The 19,345-nt window shown below is 67.5% G+C and carries 19 protein-coding genes; 16 read left to right on the top strand and 3 right to left on the bottom strand.

The genetic code is table 11. The features are described from left to right. The first annotated feature begins 61 nt into the window (after positions 1-61). The 8 genes from AT701_RS30015 to AT701_RS29980 all read left to right on the top strand — a co-directional run bounded on the left by AT701_RS30015 (position 62) and on the right by AT701_RS29980 (position 8,969). The gene (locus AT701_RS30015) at positions 62-1,030 is read left to right on the top strand and encodes a TerC family protein (RefSeq protein ID WP_003897538.1); all 969 of its coding nucleotides are present in this window, start codon (positions 62-64) and stop codon (positions 1,028-1,030) included. 101 nt (positions 1,031-1,131) lie between these two features. Further along, on the top strand, positions 1,132-1,536 hold the full coding sequence (locus tag AT701_RS30010) for a hypothetical protein (protein WP_058127146.1): 405 nt from the start codon (positions 1,132-1,134) through the stop codon (positions 1,534-1,536). A 142-nt stretch (positions 1,537-1,678) separates the two neighbouring features. Beyond that, on the top strand, positions 1,679-3,277 hold the full coding sequence (locus tag AT701_RS30005; protein ID WP_058127145.1) for an aldehyde dehydrogenase (NADP(+)): 1,599 nt from the start codon (positions 1,679-1,681) through the stop codon (positions 3,275-3,277). Positions 3,278-3,307: 30 nt separating this feature from the next. Beyond that, a complete protein-coding gene (locus AT701_RS30000) occupies positions 3,308-4,231 on the top strand; it encodes a 5-dehydro-4-deoxyglucarate dehydratase (protein WP_011731064.1) in 924 nt (307 codons plus the stop codon). Between the two features lie 10 nt (positions 4,232-4,241). Beyond that, a complete protein-coding gene (locus AT701_RS29995; protein WP_011731063.1) occupies positions 4,242-5,513 on the top strand; it encodes a glucarate dehydratase family protein in 1,272 nt (423 codons plus the stop codon). 230 nt (positions 5,514-5,743) lie between these two features. Then, positions 5,744-6,952, top strand: coding sequence for a PP2C family protein-serine/threonine phosphatase (locus tag AT701_RS29990; protein WP_011731062.1), 1,209 nt, complete (start codon positions 5,744-5,746; stop codon positions 6,950-6,952). After that, entirely contained in the window at positions 6,949-8,526 is a 1,578-nt protein-coding gene (locus tag AT701_RS29985) for a sensor histidine kinase (protein ID WP_058127144.1), read from the top strand. Before AT701_RS29990 ends, AT701_RS29985 begins: the two co-directional genes overlap by 4 nt. Then, entirely contained in the window at positions 8,523-8,969 is a 447-nt protein-coding gene (locus AT701_RS29980) for a response regulator (RefSeq protein ID WP_003897531.1), read from the top strand. The genes AT701_RS29985 and AT701_RS29980 overlap by 4 nt, the downstream gene beginning before the upstream one ends. Here AT701_RS29980 and AT701_RS29975 read toward each other — a convergent pair. Both AT701_RS29975 and AT701_RS29970 read right to left on the bottom strand, forming a co-directional pair. Next, positions 8,955-9,401: an anti-sigma factor gene (locus tag AT701_RS29975; protein ID WP_058127143.1), complete on the bottom strand. Its 447-nt coding sequence runs from the start codon at positions 9,399-9,401 to the stop codon at positions 8,955-8,957. The genes AT701_RS29980 and AT701_RS29975 overlap by 15 nt on opposite strands. A gap of 33 nt (positions 9,402-9,434) precedes the next feature. Then, entirely contained in the window at positions 9,435-9,794 is a 360-nt protein-coding gene (locus AT701_RS29970; RefSeq protein ID WP_058127767.1) for an STAS domain-containing protein, read from the bottom strand. Between the two features lie 256 nt (positions 9,795-10,050). Between AT701_RS29970 and AT701_RS29965 the strand changes: the two genes are divergently transcribed. Further along, positions 10,051-10,980 carry a LysR family transcriptional regulator gene (locus tag AT701_RS29965; RefSeq protein ID WP_003897528.1) on the top strand — a complete coding sequence of 310 codons (930 nt, stop codon included), beginning with the start codon at positions 10,051-10,053 and terminating at the stop codon, positions 10,978-10,980. On the opposite strand, the gene AT701_RS29960 is transcribed toward AT701_RS29965, so the two are convergent. Further along, the gene (locus tag AT701_RS29960; protein ID WP_058127142.1) at positions 10,974-11,975 is read right to left on the bottom strand and encodes a 2-hydroxyacid dehydrogenase; all 1,002 of its coding nucleotides are present in this window, start codon (positions 11,973-11,975) and stop codon (positions 10,974-10,976) included. The genes AT701_RS29965 and AT701_RS29960 overlap by 7 nt on opposite strands. Before the next feature lie 293 nt (positions 11,976-12,268). On the opposite strand from AT701_RS29960, the gene AT701_RS29955 reads away from it, so the two are divergent. Genes AT701_RS29955 through AT701_RS29925 form a run of 7 tightly spaced genes read left to right on the top strand, consistent with a single transcriptional unit; the run spans position 12,269 to position 19,323 of the window. Continuing rightward, positions 12,269-13,831, top strand: coding sequence for an ABC transporter substrate-binding protein (locus AT701_RS29955; protein WP_058127141.1), 1,563 nt, complete (start codon positions 12,269-12,271; stop codon positions 13,829-13,831). A 27-nt stretch (positions 13,832-13,858) separates the two neighbouring features. Beyond that, complete coding sequence (locus AT701_RS29950; RefSeq protein WP_058127140.1) at positions 13,859-14,788, top strand: ABC transporter permease; 930 nt, start codon at positions 13,859-13,861, stop codon at positions 14,786-14,788. Between the two features lie 8 nt (positions 14,789-14,796). Continuing rightward, positions 14,797-15,783, top strand: coding sequence for an ABC transporter permease (locus AT701_RS29945; RefSeq protein WP_058127139.1), 987 nt, complete (start codon positions 14,797-14,799; stop codon positions 15,781-15,783). After that, positions 15,780-16,811: an ABC transporter ATP-binding protein gene (locus AT701_RS29940; protein WP_058127138.1), complete on the top strand. Its 1,032-nt coding sequence runs from the start codon at positions 15,780-15,782 to the stop codon at positions 16,809-16,811. The genes AT701_RS29945 and AT701_RS29940 overlap by 4 nt, the downstream gene beginning before the upstream one ends. After that, positions 16,804-17,802, top strand: coding sequence for an ABC transporter ATP-binding protein (locus AT701_RS29935; protein ID WP_011731053.1), 999 nt, complete (start codon positions 16,804-16,806; stop codon positions 17,800-17,802). Before AT701_RS29940 ends, AT701_RS29935 begins: the two co-directional genes overlap by 8 nt. Next, a complete protein-coding gene (locus AT701_RS29930) occupies positions 17,799-18,521 on the top strand; it encodes a sulfite exporter TauE/SafE family protein (protein WP_011731052.1) in 723 nt (240 codons plus the stop codon). The genes AT701_RS29935 and AT701_RS29930 overlap by 4 nt, the downstream gene beginning before the upstream one ends. 1 nt (position 18,522) lies before the next feature. Next, the gene (locus tag AT701_RS29925; protein WP_003897519.1) at positions 18,523-19,323 is read left to right on the top strand and encodes an IclR family transcriptional regulator; all 801 of its coding nucleotides are present in this window, start codon (positions 18,523-18,525) and stop codon (positions 19,321-19,323) included. The last annotated feature ends 22 nt before the right edge of the window (positions 19,324-19,345 follow it).

Here is a 19,345-nt window from a genome sequence, read left to right as displayed (position 1 = left end):
GCCGGCCGTCTCGGCCCGGTGGAAGAGACCTCCGGCGTTGTTTGGCGACCGGAGGTAATCGATGCACGTAACCCAGCTCGAGTGGATCATCACCCTGTCGGTGACGATCGCCGTACTGCTGTTCGACGTGGTGATCATCGGGCGTCGTCCACACGAACCCACGCGACGCGAGACGGCGACGTACCTGTCGATCTACATCGGGCTCGCGATCGCCTTCGGAGTGTGGACGTGGTTGTTCCACGGCCACCGGTACGGCGTCGAGTTCTTCGCCGGATGGCTCACCGAGTACAGCCTGTCGGTCGACAACCTGTTCATCTTCTTGATCATCATGGCCAGCTTCAAGGTGCCGAGGATCTACCAGCAGCAGGCCCTGCTGGTAGGCATCATCCTGGCGCTGATCTTCCGCGGCATCTTCATCGCGCTTGGCGCGGTGGCCATCAACCAGTTCTCGTGGGTGTTCTACATCTTCGGCGCGTTCCTGGTGTACACCGCGGTCAACCTGGTCCGTGACACCGACCATGACGACGACGGCGACAACGCGGTGGTGCGCTTCGCACGCAAACACCTGCGCACCACCGACAAATGGGACGGGCTGCGCCTGTGGGTGCGGGAGAACGGCAAACGGCTGATCACGCCGATGTTCCTGGTCATCGTGGCCCTGGGCACCACCGACCTGTTGTTCGCGCTTGACTCGATTCCCGCGATCTACGGCCTGACGCAGGAGCCGTACCTGGTGTTCACGGCCAACGTGTTCGCGCTGATGGGTCTGCGGCAGCTGTACTTCCTGCTGGGCGACCTGCTCAAGCGGCTCGTGTACCTGTCGCAGGGGCTGGCGTTCATCCTGGCGTTCATCGGCGTGAAGCTGATCCTGCACGCGTTGCACGAGAACGAGCTGCCGTTCATCAACGGCGGTGAGCCTGTACACGTGCCCGAGATCCCGACGCTGGCCAGCCTGGGCGTGATCGTCGTGACGCTGCTGATCACCACGGCCGCGAGCCTGTACAAGACCCGCGTGCGTGATGCCCAGTAGCGGGTGCGGTGAAGTTCGTAACCAGGTCCTTACATTCTCGGTGAGTGCAACCCTGCACGGATGTACCAGTCGGGCATAGTCTGGCGGGCGTGCGGTTATTCGTGGCGGACGCCGATTCCTGGAGTGAACTGACCGACGGTGCGCAGGACGCCGCCCCGACGGTCCGGATATCGGCGTCGGACCTGGCGCAGGCGCGACGTAAACGGACGCGCATCAAGGCCGAGGACGACACCGTGGCGGTGATCCTCGACGTGACCGTCGCCGTCGCGAACGACTTCCGCTCCGCGCGCCGCCTCGAGGTGGCCGCCGACGTGCCCGCCGGCGACGCGGTGGTCCGTTACGTCGGCACGGCCGACGGCCTCGCGGGTCTGATCGAGGACATCGCCTCGGCCGGGGTCGCCGAGGGCGTGACCCTCATCCCGGCGGGCGACCAGAACCTGCACGCGCTCGGCGCCGACGTGTTGCACCGCCTGGAGTTGCGCGGCCAGGCCCGCCGCGCCTCCTGACTCCCGGATCGGGGGAGTCCTCGCGCCTTTCGCGACAGCGTCCGGGCGCTCACCGCTGCTTCCGGTACCGATTCAAATAGTGCATCAGTAAGCCGCAAACTTAACTTGGACAAGCATTTATCGCCGGTCTTACGGTGCCACTATGACATCCATGGTGCAGACAACAGACCTGACCGGGCAGATGTTGATCGCGGGTACGCCGGTGCGCGGCGCGGGACGGGAGATCCGCGGCATCGATCCGCAGACCGGATCGTTCCTCGAACCCGCGTACCCCTACGGCGACACCTCGCACGTCGAGGCCGCGTGCGCGGCCGCGGCCGATGCGTTCGGCCCCTACCGCAATGCCCCTGTCGAACAGCGCGCCCGCTTCCTCGAGGCCATCGCGGACAACCTCGACTCGAGCCGTGATGTGCTCGTCGAGCGCGCCCACGCCGAGAGCGGCCTGCCGGTCGCCCGGCTGACCGGTGAGGTGGGGCGCACCTCGGGCCAACTGCGACTGTTCGCCGGTGTGCTGCGCGAGGGCAGCTGGAACCAGGCCCGCATCGACCCGGCTCTTCCCGACCGGGAACCGTTGCCACGGCCCGACATCCGGCAGCGCAGCGTGCCGCTCGGCCCGGTCGCGGTGTTCGGGGCGAGCAATTTCCCGCTCGCGTTCTCGGTCGCCGGTGGCGACACCGCGTCGGCCCTGGCCGCCGGGTGCCCCGTCGTGGTCAAGGCGCACGACGCACACCCGGGCACCTCAGAGCTCGTCGGACGCGCCATCACGCAGGCCGTCACCGCCACCGGGATGCCCGCGGGCACGTTCTCCCTGCTGTACGGGTACGGGCCGGATCTGGGCAGCGCCCTGGTCACCGATCCGCGCATCAAGGCCGTGGGCTTCACCGGGTCCCGCGCGGGCGGCATGGCGCTGGTGGCCGCCGCGGCCGCACGTCCCGAACCGATCCCCGTCTACGCCGAGATGAGCGCCATCAACCCGGTGTTCCTGCTGCGCGGTGCGCTGTCCGCACGCGCAGCCGATCTGGCCCGCGCGTTCGTCGGCTCACTCACCATGGGCTCCGGGCAGTTCTGCACCAACCCCGGCCTGGTCATCGCGGTCGACGGTCCCGACCTCGACGCGTTCGTCGCGGCGGCCGCCGAGGCCGTCGCGGCCACGGCGCCCACGCCCATGTTGACACCCGGCATCGCCGAGAACTTCCGCACCGGAGTCGAGACCCTCTCCGGCACAGCGGAACTCATCGCGCGGGGATCCGACGAGAACGCCCCTGCGGTGTCGTGCCGTGCCGCGCTGTTCGGCAGCGACGTACCCACGTTCCTGGCCACCGAGGCCTTGCAGGCCGAGGTGTTCGGCGCCTCCGGCGTGATCGTCCGGTGTGCCGACGACGCCGAGATGCTGCGCGTCGCCGCAGAAGTCGAAGGCCAGTTGACGGCCACGGTCCACGCCGAGGAATCCGACCACGCCAAGGCCGGTGAACTGCTGGAGATCCTCGAGCTGAAGGCGGGCCGCATCCTGTTCAACGGCTGGCCCACCGGCGTCGAGGTCGGCCACGCAATGGTGCACGGCGGGCCGTTCCCGTCCACCTCCGATTCGCGCACCACCTCCGTGGGAGCCAGGGCCATCGAACGCTTCCTGCGGCCGGTCTGCTACCAGAACGCACCGAAATCCCTGCTGCCCAGTGCCATTGCGGACGGCAACCCCGACGGGTTGTGGCGCACCGTCGACGGCCAACTCACCAAAGACTGATCACCCCGCACGAACCTCTAGGAGTCACACATGCTCGACGGCGTCCTCTTCTTCCCCGTCACCCCGTTCACCGCGTCGGGTGACGTGGATGTGGACCTGCTCGCCCAGCACGTCGCCAGAGGCGTCGAAGCGGGACCCGGTGGAGTTTTCATCGGTTGCGGCACAGGCGAATTCCACGCCCTCGAACCCGAGGAGATGCGCACCGTGGTACGCACCGCGGTCGACGCGGCCGCAGGCCGGGTGCCGGTGTACGCAGGTGCGGGCGGCCCCGTCGCCTCGGCCAAGGCGTTCGCCCAGGTCGCCGCCGAGTCGGGTGCCGACGGCCTGCTGCTGTTGCCGCCGTATCTCGTCGAGATGCCGCAGGCCGGTCTCGTCGGGTACACACGCGCGGTCAGCGCCGTCACCGATCTGCCGCTCGTGGTCTACAACCGCAACAACGCACGGTTCACCGAGGGCTCGGCCATCGAGGTCGCCAAGCTTCCCAACGTCGTCGGATTCAAGGACGGCACAGGCGATTTCGATCAGGTAGCCCGCATCGTGCGTGCGGTGACCGACGCGCTGGAGAACGAGGGTAAGCCGTTCCAGTTCTTCAACGGCCTGCCGACAGCGGAGGTCTCGCAGCAGGCCTACCGGGCCATCGGGGTCACGCTGTACTCGTCGGCCACGTTCGCCTTCGCCCCCGACGTGTCGCTCGCGTTCTACCGGGCGCTGGAGGACGGGAAGGAACCACTGGTCGCCGCGCTGCTGCGGTCCTTCTTCCATCCACTTGTGCGCCTGCGCAACAAGGTGCCCGGTTATGCGGTGTCGCTGATCAAGGCCGGCGTCACCCTCGGTGGCCTGCAGGCCGGGCCGGTGCGCCCGCCGCTGATCGACGCCGCACCCGACGACGTGGACGAATTGCAGCGCATCCTCTCGGCGGGACGTGCGGTGCTCGCCGACGCGCTCGTGCACTAGGAGAACGCCGATGGCGCACAACCGGATCCGCATCACCGGCGCCCGCGTCACACCCGTGGCATTCGCGGATCCGCCGCTGCTCAACACGGTCGGCGTGCATCAGCCGTACGCGCTGCGCGCCGTCATCCAACTCGACACCGACGCGGGTCTGACGGGTCTGGGCGAGACCTACGCCGACACCGTCCACCTGGAGCGATTGCAGGCTGCGGCGCACGCGATCGTCGGCCGGAGTGTGTTCTCCACCAACGTGATCCGGGCACTCATCTCGGACGCACTCGGCGGTGACCGCACCGGGGACGGATCCGGTCTGGCCGGCATGATCACCTCGGCCAGCGTCGTCGACCGGGTGTTCTCGCCGTTCGAGGTGGCCTGTCTTGACGTGCAGGGGCAGGTGACCGGCAGGCCGGTGTCGGACCTGCTCGGCGGCGCGGTGCGCGACGCCGTGCCGTTCAGTGCCTACCTGTTCTACAAGTGGGCCGCGCATCCCGGCGCCGAACCCGACGGCTGGGGCGCCGCACTGGACCCCGACGGCATCGTCGCGCAGGCGCGCCGCATGATCGATGAATACGGTTTCAGCGCAATCAAACTCAAGGGCGGCGTGTTCGCACCCGAGGAAGAGATGGCGGCCGTCGAGGCGCTGCGCGCCGCGTTCCCCGACCATCCGCTGCGTCTGGACCCCAACGCCGCGTGGACACCGCAGACCTCGGTCAAGGTCGCCGCGGGCCTCGAGGGGGTTTTGGAGTACCTGGAAGACCCCACACCGGGCCTCGACGGGATGGCCGAGGTGGCCGCGCAGGCACCGATGCCGCTCGCGACCAACATGTGCGTCGTCGCGTTTGACCAACTGCCCGCGGCGGTCGCCAAGAACTCGGTGCAGGTGGTGCTGTCCGATCACCACTACTGGGGCGGGCTGCAGCGTTCACGCCTGCTGGCCGGTATCTGCGACACGTTCGGGCTCGGGCTTTCCATGCATTCGAACTCGCACCTGGGGATCAGCCTGGCCGCCATGGTGCATCTGGCCGCCGCAACACCCAACCTGACCTATGCGTGCGACACGCACTGGCCGTGGCGCCACGAAGACGTCGTCGCACCCGGCGCCCTGAACTTTTGTGACGGCGAGGTGCAGGTTCCCGCGACGCCCGGACTCGGCGTCGAGATCGACGAGGACGCTCTGGCCGCACTGCACGAGCAGTATCTGCGCTGCGGAATCCGCGACCGCGATGACACCGGGTACATGCGCAGCATCGATCCTGGTTTCAACGCGTCGGGACCGCGTTGGTAGCACTGGGCAGGTAGAAGCGGCCTGACAGGGCCGTGTCAGCAATTTCTGCCTGCGCCGCAAGCGCGTTTGCAGTCCACACGTCGGACTGCCAGAAGTCAGAACGTTACATGCGGTGTTCTCCGCGAATTGTCGGTAATACGCGTTCACTGGGTATTGTCAGGAGTGTTGTCACTAAAGCAGAGGGTCAGCGCGACCAGGGTGGCCATCGTTGTGAAGGACGTGTTTTTCCCATGCGCGCGCCATTTGACCGAGTCATTGCGTCGCCCGTTGACCTAACTGGTCCGGGCCAGCGGCGCCTCTCCCTGCTGCTGGTCGAAGACGACCGTGCCGATGCCATCCTGGTCGAAGAACTGATCGCCGATGCTCCCGACATCGACTTCGTGTGGGCGAAATCGATGTCCGACGCCGAGCGGACGCTGGCCGACCACCGCCCCGACTGTGTCCTGCTCGACCTCAATCTTCCCGATGCGGCAGGGATCGACGCGCTTCATCACCTCGGCAAGCTGGACGCGCGGATCCCGATCATCGTGCTCACAGGCCTCAACGACGAGCACTTCGGCGTTTCCGCGGTGGCCTCGGGTGCGCAGGACTACCTGGTCAAAGGCCGTGTCGAACCGGAGATGCTGCGCCGCGCGGTCCTCTACGCCATCGAACGCAAACGCGCCGAGCTCACCTCGGTCGACCTGCACGCCAGCCAGCTGAGGGCTCAGGAGAACGCGCGCCTGGAGCGCGGGCTCCTGCCGTCCCCGCTGCTCATGGAGGGTTCGGGCGTCGACATCGTCGTCGAGGCGCGGCCCAGCCGCCAGCACGCCCTGATCGGCGGCGACTTCTACGACGTCGTGCAGACGCCCGACCGCACCGTCCACGTGATGATCGGTGACGTCGCAGGTCACGGACCTGATGAGGCCGCGCTCGGCGTTGCCCTGCGAATCGGGTGGCGCGCGCTGACCTTCGCAGGGCTGCGCGGTAACGAACGCATGCGCCAGCTCGACCGGATCCTGACCACCGAGCGTCCCGGCAAGGGCATCTTCGCCACGCTGTGCAGCGTGGCACTGGAACCCGACAGCGGACGCTTCACGGTGGTGCGTGCGGGTCACCCCGGCCTGCTGGTGCACGGCAACGGCACCGTCGACTGGCTCGAGCCGCGGCCCGGCGCCGCGCTGGGGCTGGGCGCCAGGGAGTGGCCCGTGAACCACTACGAGCTACCGGAGGGCCACGGGTTGCTGCTGTTGACCGACGGACTGTTCGAGGGCCACGCCGGACGTGGTGACGAGCGGCTGGGGGAGAGCGGCCTGCTCGCCGTCGCCCGCGCGCTCGCCGCGACGCCCGGGCGGGACTTCGTCACCTCGCTGATCAACGAGGCCGAGTCACGTGCGCAGACGCACGGCGGCCTCTCCGATGACATCGCCGTGATACGTGTGGAGCGCTCGCGCAGATGAGATTGACGGTACAAGGCTGGCAGAACCTGGTTCTGTCGGTCATGGGAGTTGTGGTCTTCACGGGTGCGATCGCCGGTGCCGTGCTCGTCGGCCGCACCGACACCCTCTCCGATGAGCTGATCAACGAGATCCAGCCGGCCCGTGTCGCGGCCTATCAACTGCAGGCCGCGCTGCGCGACCAGGAGACGGCGGTGCGCGGTTACGCAATCGCGGCCGACCCCCAGTTCCTGGCCCCGTATGACGAAGGGCAGCAGGCCGAGGCCGATGCCGCGGCGAGCATCCGCGACGATCTCGACGGCCGCGACCAACTCCTCGCCGATCTCGCCGTGATCGAAAAGGCTGCTGCGGCTTGGCGTGCCGCCTACGCAGATCCGATGATCGCGAGTATTCAGCCCGGACGCCCGCACATCGGCAACGACATGGTCGCCGAGCGCGGTAAAGCGCAGTTCGACCAGCTGCGTGGACTTTTCGACGTCCAGAACCGCCATCTCAGCGAGGCGCGCAACGTCGGCATCGAGGACATGGAACGCATGCGTACGTGGCGCAACAGCGTGCTGATCGCGATGATCGTGGCGTTCTTCGCAATGGCGGTGGTGCTGGCGGTGCTGGTGCGCAACGCCGTCAACCGTCCGCTGGCCGCACTTGCCGCGTCGTGCCGCAGGATCACCGAGGGCAACTTCACCGAGCGCATCGAACCGAAGGGTCCCAAGGACATTCGCGCGATCGCCATCGACGTCGAGGACATGCGCCAGCGCATCGTGGATGAACTCGACGCGTCCAAGCAGGCGCGCCTGGCGCTCGACGAGCAGGCCGAGGAACTGCGCCGGTCCAACGCCGAACTCGAGCAGTTCGCCTACGTGGCCTCACATGATCTGCAGGAGCCGCTGCGCAAGGTCGCCTCGTTCTGTCAGCTGCTCGAACGGCGTTATGGCGACAAACTCGACGAGCGCGGCGTCGAGTACATCGGTTTCGCCGTCGACGGCGCCAAACGCATGCAGGTGCTGATCAACGACCTGCTCACGTTCTCACGCGTGGGCCGGCTCTATTCGACGACCACCGAGGTCGATCTCAACGCGGTGGTCGACGCCGCGCTGAACAACATCTCCACCGCGGTCGAGGAATCGGGCGCCGAGATCATCCGGCCGCAAGAACCGCTGCCGCACATCGACGGTGACCCCACGCTGTTGATCATGGTGTGGCAGAACCTCCTCGGCAACGCGGTGAAGTTCCGCCGCGACGGGGTGGCGCCCCGTATCGTCATCGAGTGCCACGCCCAGACCGGCGGCGGCGTGGACAGCTGGCTGTTCACGGTGTCCGACAACGGCATCGGCATCTCCGAGGAATTCGTCGACAAGGTGTTCGTGATCTTCCAGCGGCTCCACGGCCGCGACAGCTACAGCGGCACCGGTATCGGACTTGCCCTGTGCAAGAAGATCATCGAGCACCACGGCGGCAACATCTGGATCGACACGTCTTACACGGGCGGAACCCGGTTCTGTTTCACCTTGCCTGTCATGCCCACAAACAAGCCGGGCGTCCTCACCGACGCCCAGCTGGAAGGAAACAACACATGACGTCAGCCGACGAAACCCGCGCGATCGACATCCTCCTGGTGGAGGACGATCCGGGCGACGAGCTCATCACGCGGGAAGCTTTCGAGCACAACAAGATCAAGAACAATCTGCACGTCGCGCACGACGGCGAAGAGGGGCTGGACTTCTTGTACCGGCGGGGACCCTACGCGGATGCACCCCGCCCGGACCTGATCTTGCTCGACCTCAACCTGCCCAAGTACGACGGCAGGCAACTGCTGGAGAAGATCAAGTCCGACGAGAACCTGTGCCACATCCCGATCGTGGTGCTGACGACCTCATCGGCCGAGGAAGACATCCTGCGCAGCTACAAGCTGCACGCGAACGCCTATGTCACCAAACCGGTTGACCTGGACCAGTTCATGAGCGCGGTGCGACAGATCGACGAGTTCTTCGTCCAGGTGGTGCGGTTACCGCAGTTCTGAGGTGACGCTGCGGGCGATGTTCTCCCACTGCAGGCGCACCTTGGTGCCGGTGGGCGTCGCGTCGATGACGGCACGGTCGGTGAGCGCGTGCATCAACGGGATGCCGCGCCCCCGTGCCGGATTCTTGTGATCGGTGTCGCCTATCCGCCATGTGCCCTCGTCGGCGACGACGACCGTGAGGGTCTCGGCCCCGGTGTCGTAATCGGCGCGCACGTGCATCAGACCGGGTTCTGTGGCGTTGGTGTAGGCAAACTCCGCCGCGTTGGCCAGCGCCTCGTTGACGGCCAGGACGATGTCACTGGCCTTCACCGGGTCGAGCGTGAAATGCGTGCCGAGCCATTCCGAGAATTCGCGCCGCAACTGGGCGGCGCGTTCCGGGGCGGCAACTACGCCCGCCTTGATGAAACTGGTTGACTCGCCTGCGTCTGTCATATCGACCTGGTGGCTACCCGGTTGCGCACAGTTTTATGTCTTCAACGACGAGAGGGCTTCGTCGAGCGTGGCGAACAGGTCGACCACGTCGGCGATTCCGACAAGTTTGAGCGGTCTGCTCGTCGCCGGGCCGTCCGCCACGACCACCAGGCGCACCGCCGGCGCGAGTTCGCCGTGTGCTGCCACCAGCACGCCCATGCCCGCGGAGGCAAGGAAATCCACCGCGCTCAGATCGACCACCACGGCCGACGGCTCGCTCTTGGCAGCGGAACCGATCGCGTCTTCGAGCTTCGGTGCGGTCAGCATGTCCACCGTTCCGGTGACCGCCACCACAGTGATGTCTCCTAGGCGGCGTTCCTCCACCGTGCAGTTCGCCGGGTCCTGGCTCGTCATCGTCACCTCCGACGGTGTTTGTGCGCCCTCTTGGCAGCAGTCGACAAATGGTAGCCGTGTCGACGCCGTCCAACTCTCCACCCCCGAGGCTTTTGGCTCAACCTCGAGGGGCACAAGATCAGACTACTGGCTGATCTCTGCGTTTCCTGACCACCAGCTTTGCAGGTGTTCACCACGAATACGCAATCGGGTCGGCCACGCGCGCTATTCATGCCGGTCGGGCATTGATCAGCCGTTGGGCCGATAGGCTGACGCAGTGTTCTCCTTGTCGAGACTGTCCTGCTTCATCGCGGTGGCCGAGGAACTGCATTTCGGGCGGGCCGCCGAGCGCCTGCACATGACGCAGCCCCCGCTCAGCCGGCAGATACAGCAGTTGGAGAACGAACTCGGGGTGCACCTGATCGACCGCACCACACGCTCGGTCACGCTCACCCCGGCCGGCGTCGCCTTCCTGCCGGATGCGCGGCGCATCCTGCAACTCGCAGAAGGCGCCGCGCTCAACGTCAAACGCGTCCCCGCGGGCGACCTGGGCACCGTGGTCATCGGTTTCACCGCGGCGTCGGCGCATGCGGTGTTGCCGCGTCTTCTCGACGCGGCCCGTGAGCAGTTGCCCGACGTGACGCTCGACCTGCGGGAGATGGTCACCGCCGCGCAGATCGAAGGGCTCATGACCGGTGAGCTCGACCTCGGCATGGCGCGGCCACCGCTCAAGCGCCCCGGCCTGGTGTCGCGGCCGCTGTTGCACGAGCAGTTGATCGCGGCGCTGCCCGCGTCGCATCCGCTGGTCGATGTGGGCCGTCAGCTCACCCTCAACGACCTCGACGGCCAGGACATGATCATGTACTCGCCCGTGCAGGCACGGTATTTCAACGAGCTGCTGATCAGTACGTTCACGATCGCGGGCGCCACCCCGCGCTACGTGCAGTACGTGACGCAGGTGCACACCATGCTGGTGCTGGTCCGCTCGGGCATCGGCATCGCGCTGGTGCCCGCGTCGGCCGCCACGCTGCATCCCGAGGGCGTGGTGTTCCGCTCAATCGGCGCGTTCCGGGAACGCCCCGTGGAGCTCGACGCGGTGTGGCGCGGCGACAGCACCAACCCCGCCCTGTTGCGTCTGCTGCGGGACGTGCTGCCCCCACGCGAATGGACCACCGACGAACTGGTGGGCGAGCAGATCGCCTACTGAGCCGGTGTCGGGGCCGGCATGGGCACCGGTGTGACGAGTTCTCCGGTCTTGAGGTAGGCGTCGAGGTTGGCCAGCGTGAGCGCCTCCATCGCGTTCCTGGTCTCGACGGTTGCGCTTCCGACATGCGGCAGCAGCACCACGTTGTCCATCCCCAGCAGCGCCTCCGGCACGTTGGGTTCGTCGGTGAACACATCCAGACCCGCGCCCGCGAGCCTGCCGTCGGCCAGCGCCTCGACGAGCGCGTCCTCGTCGACGACGCTGCCGCGGGCGATGTTGACCAGGTAGCCGTCGGGTCCGAGCGCGTCGAGCACCGCGCGGTCGACGAGGTGACGCGTGCCCGCACCGCCTGCCGCGGCGATGATCAGCACGTCGACCTGCGCGGCGAGGTCGGCGGCCGAACCCACGTAGCGGTAACCGCTGCCCTCGATCTCGCGGCGGTTGTGGTAGCTGATGGTGCAGCCGAATGCGCCGAGCCGGGTCGCGATCGCGGTGCCGATGCGGCCGAGCCCGATGATCCCGACGCGTGAACCCGAAACCTTGTGCGCCAGAGGGTAATTACCGTCGGTGACCCAACGGCCCGCGCGCACGTATCGGTCGGACGCCGAGAATCTGCGCATCACGTCGATCAGCAACCCGACCGCGGTGTCGGCGACGCAGTCGCTGAGTACGTCCGGGGTGTTGCTGACCACGATGTCGCGTGCGGCGGCCGCGTCGACGTCGGTGGTGTCGTACCCGACGCCGAAGTTCACCACCGCGCCGAGATTGGGCAACGCCGACATCAGTTCGGCGTCGACGCCGGTACGGCCCGAGGTCACGGCCACCGTGATCCGGCCACCGTGCTCGGCGAGGAAGTCCGCGCGTTCGGGGCCGTCGGGCAGCACGTACGCGCCGTAGGTGGACACGAGGGTCTGGTTCAGGGACGGTTTGAGCGGGCCGACCTGCAGGACGCCCTGCGGGCCGCGGTCGGTTTCCTCTTGAGCGGACACATCCACCACGGTAAGGCGGCGCGCGAATACCCGTCTAACACGGAAATGGCATGGCTTGATATCCAAGCAGCATGAATGGCCTCGGCATGTTGCGTCGCACGCATTGCCGTTCTGAACTCGCCTGCAAAAGTGCAGGTCATTTGCGGCGTCGAGGCGGTCTAACGGTGTTGCGCGAGGCCGATTTTCGCTCCGAGGTGACCGATTTCGGCCGGTTGACGCCGCAAGAGACGCATTCCTAACGTGTGTCTGCGGTCACAACCAGCATCCACATACGTGGACATCACTGTTCTGGAGGATCCGACATGCGCCGAGCGCCGCACCCGCTGGCCCTCATCGCCGGCCTGGCGATCATCACCAGCGGCGCCACAGCCGGCTGCACGGTCGCCAACACCGCGCGCGGCGGATACGACACCGACACGCTGCGCATCGTCCTGCCGCAGGAACCGCCCACGCTTGAGCCATGTGAGAGTTCGCTGACCTCGACCGGTGTCGTGGTGCGGTCCAACATCACCGAACCGCTCATCGAACGCGATCCGCAGACCGGCGACCTGCTGCCACTGCTGGCCACCGGATGGCACCAGACCTCGCCCCGAGAATGGACTTTCGACATCCGCCCCGGCGTGACGTTCTCCGACGGAACGCCGTTCACCGCGGCCGACGCGGCGTTCTCGATCGACCGCGCGGTGAACTCGGATCTGCAGTGCAACGTCGACGGCTACGTCTTCGGCGACGACCCGCTGAAGGTCTCCGCACCCGACGACCACACCGTCGTGGTCGGCACGGCGAAACCCGATCCGATTCTGCCGCTGCGCATCTCGTTCATCGAGATCGTGCCTCACACCACGAGCGTCACCGAGAAGGTGCGCGAACCCATCGGCACGGGCCCGTATGAGATCGAACGGTGGGAGTACGGACAGAAACTCGTGCTGCACCGCAACGAGAAGTACTGGGGCGCCGCACCGGATTTCACCCGCGCCGAATACCAGTGGCGCAGCGAGGGCAGTGTGCGTGCCGCCATGGTGGTCAACGACGAGGCGGACATCGGCACGTCGGTCGGGCCCGAGGACGGGGCAGGTGATCTGGGCGTGCCGTTCCCCAACAACGAGACCACGGCACTGCGGCTCACCGCGACCGAGCCCCCGCTCGACGATCTGCGGGTGCGCCAGGCGATCAACTACTCGGTGAACCGCACCGGCATCGTCAAGGCCCTGTACCGCGGGCTCGGTGAGCCTGCCGCGCAACTGATCCCCGAGGGCGTCGTCGGCCACAACGAGGATCTCGAGCTGTGGCCCTACGATCCCGACCGCGCCAGGGAGCTGATCGACGAGGCCAGGGCCGACGGTGTGCCGGTGGACCGCGGGATCCGGTTGATCGGGCGCAACAGCCTGTTCCCCAATGTCACCGAGACCGTCGAGGTGATCCAGAACGAACTCAGCAAGATCGGGCTGAACGTGAAGATCGAGATGATGGACACCGCGGCCCAGTTGCAGTACCAGCTGCGGCCGTTCCCGCCGAATGCGGGCCCGTTCATCGCGCTGATCCAGCACGGCAACCAGGCCGGTGACGCGGCGTTCAGCGTCGACCAGTACATGCGCAGTGACGGCGCTCAGAGCGCCTACGGCACACCGGAATTCGACTCCAAGATCGAAGCGGCCGGCGAACTCACGGGCGAGCAGCGCCAGCAGGCCTACGCCCAGATCTTCGCCGACGAGCCCGACGAGATCGCGCAGTTCGCCTACATCGCGCACATGACCGGTGTGCTCGCCAAGTCGCCCCGCGTGGATTACCAGCCCAACTCGGCGACCGGCGACGAGATGCGGTTGTCGCAGATGACGTTCGCGGTTGACGACACCGTCGAGCACTGACGCCGAAGGTCCGAGGAAGGTTCGAGCATGCTCCCATTCGTCCGGCGCAGGATGTACACCAGCGCCCTGCCGTTGATCATCGTCCTGCTCGGGGTGTTCCTGCTGGCGCGTCTCACCGGGGATCCCACCAACCTGTACCTGCCGGAATCCGCGACGCCTGAACAGCGAGCGGAGTTCCGCGCCGCCAACGGATTCGACCAGTCCGTCGGGGCCCAGCTGCTCGACTACTTCAAGGGCGTCGTCCACCTGGACTTCGGCACGTCGCTGCGCACCGGGGAACCGGCCGCCGAGATGGCGCTGCGCGCGTTCCCCGCCACGCTGCAACTGGCCCTCACCACAATGCTTCTCGCGATCCTCGGCGCCGTCGTGATCGGCTGCTGGGCCGCCTACCGGCCCAACTCGTTGGCCGACCGGTTCTCCAGCCTGCTGTCGATGACCGCGGCGTCGATCCCCGATTTCTGGTTCGCCATCACCGGGGTGTGGCTGTTCGCGGTGCTGCTGGGCTGGCTGCCCACCTCGGGGGTCGACAGCGGTGTGTTGTCGTGGATCCTGCCGATCGCGACGCTGATGATCCGCCCACTCGGCGTACTCACCCAGGTGGTGCGCGGCGCGATGGTCTCGGCACTGTCGGCGCCCTACATCCGGTTGGCGCGCAGCAAGGGTGCCGGCGACGTGCGCGTCGTGAGCCACCACGCGCTGCGCAACGCGGCCGCACCCGCGCTCACCGTGGCCGGTGACCTGGCGGTCGGCCTCGTCAACGGCGCCGTGGTGGTCGAGGCCATCTTCGGCTGGCCCGGCATCGGCAAGCTGATGATCGACGCGATCCTGCAACGCGACTTCGCGGTGCTGCAGGCCGCCGTACTGCTCACCGCCGTCAGCATTTTCGTCCTCAACATCCTCATCGACGCCTGCTACGCACTGCTCGACGCCCGGGTGCGGGAACCGGCAAAGGTCTAGGAGCCGCCATGAGTACACAGATCGATCTGGTTCCGGCGAAGCCGACCACCGCCATCGTCGGCGACACCGGTCCCGCGCGGCGCCGGTCCCGCGCGGCGCTGCTGCGGATGCTCGGCAACGACCGCGTTGCGGCGACCGCCGCGTGCGTACTGGGCCTGGTGTTCCTCACCGCGATCTTCGGCCCCATGCTGGTCGGAGATCTCGCCACCGACATCGACCTCGACAACTCCAACGCCGCGCCGTTCAGTCTCGCCCACGGGTGGGCCGACATCCTGGGCACCGACCCGCTGGGCCGCAGCATGCTCGCGCGCCTTGTCGTCGCGAGTCGCACGACCCTTTCGGTCGCCGTTCCCGCCGTAATGCTCTCGGCTGTCATCGGATCGGCGATCGGCATGTGGGCCGGGTACCACCGGGGCTGGCGCGAGACCGTCGCGATGCGCATCGCCGACGTGATCATGAGCTTCCCGTCGCTGCTGCTGGCCGTGGTGGTGCTGTACGTGTTCTCACCGAGCGCGGCCAACATCATCCTGGTGCTGGCGATCACGCGGATCCCGGTGTACCTGCGCACCGCGCGCGCCGAGTCCGCCGAGCTGCAGAGCCGCGTGTTCGTCGACGCCGCACGCACCTTCGGGGCGGGCGCGACGTCGATCATCACGCGCCACGTCGTGCCGATCGTGCTGCCCACGCTGTTGACGGTCGCGACCCTCGACTTCTGTTACGTCATGCTGGCCGAGAGCTCACTGAGCTTCTTGGGCATCGGCATCCAGCCGCCCGACGTGAGCTGGGGCCTGATGGTCGCGCAGGGGCGCACCTACCTGCACACCGCGTGGTGGTTGTCGTTCTTCCCTGGCCTGGCCATCGTGATCACCACGGTATCGGCCACGATTCTCGCCGCATGGGCGCGCATCGCCACCGATCCGGGACAGCGCTGGCGCCTCACCGTGCCGCAGAAGCGGCTGTCCCGCTTCACCAAGACCGGAAGGGCTCTGTCATGACCTCACCTGCGAACCGGTCCACCACCGCCGTGCTGGCCGATCCTGCGCTCAAGGTCGACGGACTGTGTGTGGACATCCGCAGCATGTCCGGCACGGTGCGCGCGGTCGACCACGTGTCGTTCGAGGCGCACCGCGGCGAAACCCTGGCGCTTCTCGGCGAATCCGGGTGCGGCAAGTCGATGACGGCCACCGCGCTGGTCGGCCTGCTCGAACCCGTCGCGAGCGTCTCGGCGGGCACCGCGCACCTCGGCGAGGTGGACCTGATCAGCGCCGACCGCAAGACTCGCCGCGCACTCGCGGGCACCGAACTGGCCATCGTGTTCCAGGACGCACTCACCGCGCTCAACCCGCTCTACACCGTGGGAACCCAACTGGCCGAACCGTTCCGCATCCACCGGGGACTGAGTGCCAGGGAGGCCCGGAACAAGGCCGTCGAACTGATGGAACGCGTCGGGATACCGCAACCCGAGTCGCGCCTGCACGACTACCCGCACCAGTTCTCCGGCGGTATGCGCCAGCGCCTGCTCATCGCGATGGCCGTCGCGCTCAACCCCACCGTGCTGATCGCCGACGAGCCGACCACCGCGCTCGACGTCACAGTGCAGGCGCAGATCATGGCGCTGCTGCGGGACCTGCGCACCGAATACCACATGGCGGTCGTGCTGATCACCCACGACCTGGCGCTCGTGGCCGAGGAGGCCGACCGCGTCGCGGTGATGTACGCCGGACAGATCGTCGAAACCGGCCCGGTGGCCGAGGTTTTCGCCAACCCGGCGCATCCCTACACCAAAGGTCTGCTGGACTCGGTGCCGGTCAGCGCGGTGCGCGGCGAGGCGCTGGCGTCGATCGGCGGGGCGCCGCCCGAGCTCAGCGCGATCCCGAAAGGCTGTGTCTACCAGGACCGCTGCCCGCACGTTGCCGACATCTGCGTGACCACCAGGCCGGTGCTCGAAGGCGAGCATCGCCGCGCCGCGTGCCACTTTTCCGATCGAGCGGCAGGCGGAACGGGAGGAGAACACCATGAGTGAACACCTGCTGCAGGTGCGCGACCTGCGCAAGTCGTTCCGCGTCGCGGGCAAGAACCGTCTGGTGGCGCTCGACGGCATCAACCTGCACCTCGACCGCGGCGAGACGCTCGGCCTGGTCGGCGAATCCGGTTGCGGCAAATCGACGTTGGCGCGCACGCTGATGATGCTCGAGCGGCCCGACGCGGGCACCGTCACGTTCGACGGGGTCGATCCGTTCCGGTTGCGCGGCAAGGACCTGCTGGCCTACCGCCGCCGCGTGCAGATGGTGTTCCAGGACCCGTACGCGTCGCTGAACTCCCGCATGACCGCGGCCGACATCATCGCCGAACCGTGGCGCAGCCACAAGACGATGTACCCGCGCCGTTCGGACCGCGACGCGCGGGTGCGCGAGCTGCTCGACATGGTCGGACTGAGCGCACACGCCGCGGACAAGTACCCGCAGGAGTTCTCGGGCGGTCAGCGGCAGCGCCTGGGCATCGCCCGCGCCCTCGCGCTGGATCCCGACGTGATCATCTGCGACGAACCGGTGTCGGCGCTGGACCTCTCGGTGCAGGCGCAGGTGCTCAACCTGCTCAACGATTTGCAGCAGCAACTGCAGATCTCCTACATCTTCATATCGCACGACCTGTCGGTGGTCCGCCACGTGGCCGACCGGGTCACGGTCATGTACCTGGGCCGGATGATCGAATCCGGACGCACCGAGGACGTCTACAACCGGCCCGGCCACCCCTACACCGCGGCGCTGATGTCGGCCGCGCCGAAACTCGATGCCACGCAGCGGCGTGAACGGATCCTGCTCACCGGAGAGGTCCCGTCGCCGCTGAACCCGCCGTCGGGATGCCGGTTCCGCACCCGGTGCTGGAAGGCCACCGACATCTGCGCACAGACCACCCCGCCGCACGCGGTCGAGCCGGCGGAGGAAACAGACGGCAGTGCCCACATCGCCGAGTGCCATCACCCGATGCACCACGCGATGTCGGTCCCGGCGTGACAGTCGCGGGCTATGCGGTGGTCGCCGCGGCGATCCTGCTGGCGTCGTGCATGCAGGCCTCGATCGGGTTCGGCATGGGCATGCTCGCCGCGCCCGTGGTCGCGATCGTGGATCCCGCGCTGATCCCCGGCACGCTCATCATGCTGGCCACCGCGGTCACCCTGCTGGTCGTGATCCGCGAACGCGAGTCGATCGACCTGTCCGGGACCGGGTGGGCGCTGCTGGGACGCGTGCCCGGAACCGTTCTCGGTGCACTGCTGCTGATGGCGCTGCCCGAGAAGGCGCTCGCGTTCGCGCTGGCGGCCGTGGTGCTCACGGGCGTCGCGGTGACGAGCCTCGGGTGGATGCCCGCTCCACACCGCCGCAACCTCGTGTTGGCCGGCGCGACGTCGGGCGTGCTGGGCACCGCCACCGCCATCGGCGGCCCACCCATGGCGCTGGTGTGGCAGAACAGCACCGGCGCGCGGTTGCGCGGCACGATGAGTGGGTTCTTCCTGGTGGGTTCGGTGCTCTCGCTCGCGGTTCTGGCGGCGACCGGCGCCATCGACCGCCACACCCTGGTGATGTTCGCGTTGCTGATCCCCGCCGTGGCCGTGGGATACGCGCTGTCCCGCTGGGTCAACCGGCATCTGGACCGCAACCGGCAGCGCCGGGCCGCGATCGCGATCTCGACTCTCGGTGCGGTGATCCTGATCGTCCGACAGTTGATGGGGGGATGAATTGTCAACCGATGACGCCGTTTCGGTGCGCAAGGTGAAATCGGCGGTCCGCACCGTCGAACTGCTCGAGTACCTCGCGGCCCGGCCGGACCGGCCCACACGCATCCGGGAGATCTGCGCGGCGCTGGACATGCCACGCAGTTCCGCGCACGCGCTGCTGCGCACGCTCGTCGCGCAGGGCTGGGTGCGATCGGACGAGGCGGGTACGCAGTACAGCATCGGGATCCGCGCGCTGCTGGTGGGCACCAGCTACCTGGACGCCGACCCGTATCTGCCGCTGATCACACCGTTTCTCGACGATCTGCGCGGCGAACTCGACGAGACGTTCCACCTCGCGCGCCTCGACGGGTACGACGTCGTCTACCTGGCCACGCGCGAGTCCCGGCAGTACGTGCGCACCACCAACAAGGTGGGCCGCCGGTTGCCTGCCTACACCACCGCACTGGGCAAGGCCCTGCTGGCCGAGCGGTTCGGCGCCGACCTCGATGCCCACGTCCCGCAGACCCTGACTCCGTTGACGCCGCACACCATCACCGACCGCGCGGTTCTCGACGACGCTCTCGGCGAGGCGCGGGTACGCGGCTATGCCACCGAGAACGAGGAGAACACGCTGGGCACAAAGTGTTTCGCGGTGGCGCTGCGTTACCGGCAACCCGCGCAGGACGCGATCAGCGCGTCGGTGCCGCTGTCGCGGCTCACCCCCGAACACGAACGCGAGATCGTCGACGCGCTGCGCATGGTGTGCGACAAGGTGTCGCGTGTCGTGCGCCCGGTGGCCAACGGGGACAAGTGGTTCGCGTGAACCCGACACTCATCGAGGAGGA

This window comes from Mycolicibacterium smegmatis (genome assembly GCF_001457595.1).
GTDB lineage: Bacteria > Actinomycetota > Actinomycetes > Mycobacteriales > Mycobacteriaceae > Mycobacterium > Mycobacterium smegmatis.
Note: the sequence above shows the minus strand (reverse complement) of the source record. Positions and strands in the feature narration are given on the sequence as shown.